Source organism: Clostridium sp. DSM 8431 (assembly GCF_900116755.1).
Taxonomy (GTDB): Bacteria; Bacillota; Clostridia; order Clostridiales; family Clostridiaceae; genus Clostridium.
Map to the genome: position 1 here is coordinate 1 of NZ_FPBY01000237.1, position 4,119 is coordinate 4,119.

Here is a 4,119-nt window from a genome sequence, read left to right on the forward strand (position 1 = left end):
TTTAAATAGCTATTGAAAAAAATTTAATCTAAGGTTTCTTTTTTAAGTCTCTTATTGCTAAGTTGACGACATTGAGTGCACGCCCATGCTGGGTGCACATAAAAGGATATGTCAAAAAATCATTTAACATATCCTTTATAAAAACAAATTTTACTTATTCAACTATTAATGTTATCCTGTGCGATGTTGAAAGCTTCAATTGTTCACATTCACTAATCTGAGTATTTATAAGGTTATTAACTGAATAAAATAACAATTCATATTTACCTGGTTGAGATGGTGACTTTAATTTTACACCTACCTCTGCCACATTGCCTTCAGAAAGTTTGTATACAACATTATCTAAATCATTAAGCTTAATTTGTTTATTATCTAATGTAGCATATATCAATACATTGCTTGTATCACTTCCTCCAATTACTAAAGGTACCTCTATGATTTCATCAGGTTTTGAAATAATAAAATTAGAAGGCTTTTCAGAATTTATAAATTTCTCTTTATCAAAGTTAGCTACAAATTGACTTACATCCTGCTCTTCACCTATTTCTTCTTTAACAGACATCATATTTGCTACTTCCGAATTATGGAAAACACTTCCACCATTATCTATTGCTGCTGTATAATTATATGTTGATGTCATCCAAACATCAGCATCATTATCAATCGCATACTCATCATAATTAGAAACAATACTAAAATCAACACTATATGCTCCTTCTTGTAAATTTTCCACAATTAAACTTATAGGTAAATCTAAATCTTCATTGTCTTCAATAAAGAACTTGAAACTATTGTCTACTTGAGCAGTCTCTATATTTAATATAGATATTTGTTTTCCATCTATAAATACACTTAAAGAACACTCTAAATCATTTCCTGTTCTATTCATAAACTTATAGTTATAATCTGCCATACGCTTATAATCAATAATTGAATTATGTATATTATTAGTTTTATCAGAAATAAATAACCCTAAACCACTAATACCTGTATCACTTTCAAAATCCATCGGCTTAGAATTTTTATTTATAATAATTAAACTCATTAAGTTTCCTACTAAAAATAAAATTACTAAAACTATAATAAACTTAATATTCTCTTTTATAACTTTATTAGATACCTTCAAGGTTTCCATCCTCCATAATTAGTGTTCTATCGCAATAAGATGCTACAGTTTCATCATGAGTAACTAATACTATTGTCTTTCCAGTAGAATTTATTTTCTTAAATAAATTTAAAATTTCTATTGTATTCTTTTTATCTAATGCTCCTGTAGGTTCATCTGCCAATATAACTAAAGGATCAGTTGCTAAAGTTCTAGCAATAGCAACTCTTTGCTGTTCACCACCAGATAATTGAGATGGATATTTATTATATTTATCTTCTAACCCAACCATTTTAAGATACTTAAATATAGTCTCTTTAAAATTAATTTTCTCCTTACTATGATGAGCTTTATATGATAATGCAAGTTTTATATTATCAAACACTGTATAATCTGAAATAAGATTAAAGTCTTGAAATACTATACCTATTTTTGTACTTCTTATCTTAGCTAACTCTTTACTTTTACACTTAAAAATATCTACATTATTTAATAAATACATTCCTGACTCAGCCTTATCAATACATGCAAGAATATTTAACAATGTTGATTTTCCAGACCCTGATGTACCCATTATAGCAACCATTTCACCTTGTGAAATATTTAGGTCAACTGACTTTAAAACATTTACTTTATTTTTATCTATACTATAGTCTTTTTTTAACCCTTGTATCTTTATAATATTATTCATTTTATATCCTTTCCAAATTACTTTTTTAACTCATCACATGGATTTGTTGAAAATATTATCTTGTATGGAATTATTGATGAAAATATTGATATAGTTATAGCTAATACTATTGAAATTAATAAATTCATAAATGTAATATTCAATTCGTATTGAGATAACATTACACTTAGCTTTTGACAGATAATATACTGAAATATCAACGCTAATATAATTGATACTACGCTTAAAGTTAAAATCTCTTTAAATATATCAAATATAATCATCATGTTTGTTGCTCCTAGAGCCTTTTTTATAGCAATTTCTTTTCTTATACTCAATAGCCAAAAAGAAAATAAATTACTTTCATTTATAATTGTAACAATCAATATTAATCCACCAATTAACATTACTAATTTTAATGGAATCTTTATATCATTTTCATATACTGGTTTACTTATCAACCTTAAATTATTCTCTTTTAAATATTCCAAATCCAAATCATTTTCTCCCCTTACTGTTATAGGTATATTGTCTAAATCTGGTTCCTCTTCATAAAAAGAAAAATAATTTTTATAAGGAATTTCTATTTGAAAATTTTGAGGTGTATATCTCTTTGTTCTACCTACTACCCCTAAAATACTATATTCTACCCCATATATATCTAACTTCATATCAGAACTAAATTCTTGGTCTTTGAAAAAATACTTATATACTTCATAACCAATTACAGCTACCTTTTTATCTGTTAATGACTCCTCCATTGACATATAACGTCCATATATTAAATTAGGTTTCCATTTTATGGTTTTACTATATATAACAGGAACAATTGACGGGCAATCTGATAATGGAACGTTCCTATCCATGGGATATGTAATTGATCCTATAGATACCTGATAATTTTTGTTCAAATCCAAAGCTATGTTATTAAGTACCATTGAGATATCCTCATTATTACCTCTACTATAAATTAAACTTTCATTTACTTTACTATCTCCACTAGACATTTCTTTTGAAAAGTTTATGCCATCTTCAAAAAAAGAGAGGCCTATTGAAATTGAAAGTATTCCAAGTGTTATCCCTATAATTATTATGGATATCCTTATATAATTTTTTCTCCACCTTTTAAGCACACTATTCAATATAAATCACCTCAGTTTCTTATCAAGTCTAATGGTTCTTTTTTTAATATTGTCTTCACTGCTATAATTGCAGCTATTAATATATAACATAAAATCACAATACCAGAGACAATAATGGTTGTACTGTTAAATAAGATTTCATAATTAATAAAAAGATAATTTGATAACTTATCAACCAATAAATAACATAAAAACATACTTGAGAAACTAATTATAAATATTTCTCCTAAAACAAATGCTATGATATTAGAAGTAGTTGCACCTAAACAATAATATATTCCTATTTCTTTTTTTCTTAATAAATTGATAGATTGAATAATAGAAATAAATCCAAATAAAGATAGCACTAATAATATTAATGTAAATACATTTATAAAGATTAATTCAATAATCTTATCATTTAATTTCTTTACAAAAGAATCTTTAAGAGAAGAATCATTAAATGATATATTAGGGTATATTGCTTCTAACTCTCTTTTTATTTCATCATACTTATCAATACTTGAGTTTAAGTTTATAAAATAACATGGAGGGTTAAAATCTAACATATTATTAAAGTTTGTTGGATATACAATTACATCAAAATAGTTTAGTTTATCTAATAATACTTCATCATTCAACCAGAATGAACTAGAATCATCAAGGATACCGACAACTTTAAATGTGGCACCTCCATTAAAATAATTAATTTCATTAGTAAAAGATGTGTTTATATCTTTAAACTCACTATTTAAAGGATATTTTTCTTCAAGTCTTTTACTTATTATTATAGGAATAATTTCTTCATTATAATTAATATTAAAATCTTCAGTATCAAAATCCCTTCCTCTATCCGTAGAAAATTTAATCTGTTTATTTAAATTAATATCTATATATAGCTGGTTCAAACCTTCACCATCAGCTTGATTTACAAATTGGCAAAAATCAAAATCACTAGAATATTTTTTTAATTCCGAAACTATTTCTTCTTGGTTTTTATAAGCTATATCATAAGATGACTCCGTAGTATAAAAATTTCCCTTTATATTGTTTAAGGATGTTACTTTCTCAATACTTTTTTCTTTATCCAATAAATTCAAAAGCATACCAATAAATATAAAGACTGAAAAAGTGCATAAAAATACCTGTAAAAATAAGAGGGCACTGAAAAAGTGCCCTTCGGAAAATTAAGTCCAAAAGATTGTTATTCAACAATCTTTTGG

At 25.8% G+C, this 4,119-nt stretch carries 4 protein-coding genes; all 4 read right to left on the reverse strand.

The annotated features are described in order from the left end of the window. Window positions 1–154: 154 nt before the first annotated feature. The 4 genes from BM384_RS16005 to BM384_RS16020 are packed head-to-tail and all read right to left on the reverse strand — an operon-like array spanning window position 155 to window position 3,987. Window positions 155–1,126: a hypothetical protein gene (locus BM384_RS16005; RefSeq protein ID WP_090015110.1), complete on the reverse strand. Its 972-nt coding sequence runs from the start codon at window positions 1,124–1,126 to the stop codon at window positions 155–157. After that, window positions 1,113–1,796: an ABC transporter ATP-binding protein gene (locus tag BM384_RS16010; protein ID WP_090015112.1), complete on the reverse strand. Its 684-nt coding sequence runs from the start codon at window positions 1,794–1,796 to the stop codon at window positions 1,113–1,115. The genes BM384_RS16005 and BM384_RS16010 overlap by 14 nt, the downstream gene beginning before the upstream one ends. Window positions 1,797–1,813: 17 nt before the next feature. Then, entirely contained in the window at window positions 1,814–2,908 is a 1,095-nt protein-coding gene (locus BM384_RS16015; protein WP_207650742.1) for an ABC transporter permease, read from the reverse strand. Window positions 2,909–2,928: 20 nt separating this feature from the next. Continuing rightward, window positions 2,929–3,987 (reverse strand): ABC transporter permease, encoded by a 1,059-nt coding sequence (locus BM384_RS16020; protein ID WP_175537435.1) that lies wholly within the window; start codon window positions 3,985–3,987, stop codon window positions 2,929–2,931. Window positions 3,988–4,119: the final 132 nt, after the last annotated feature.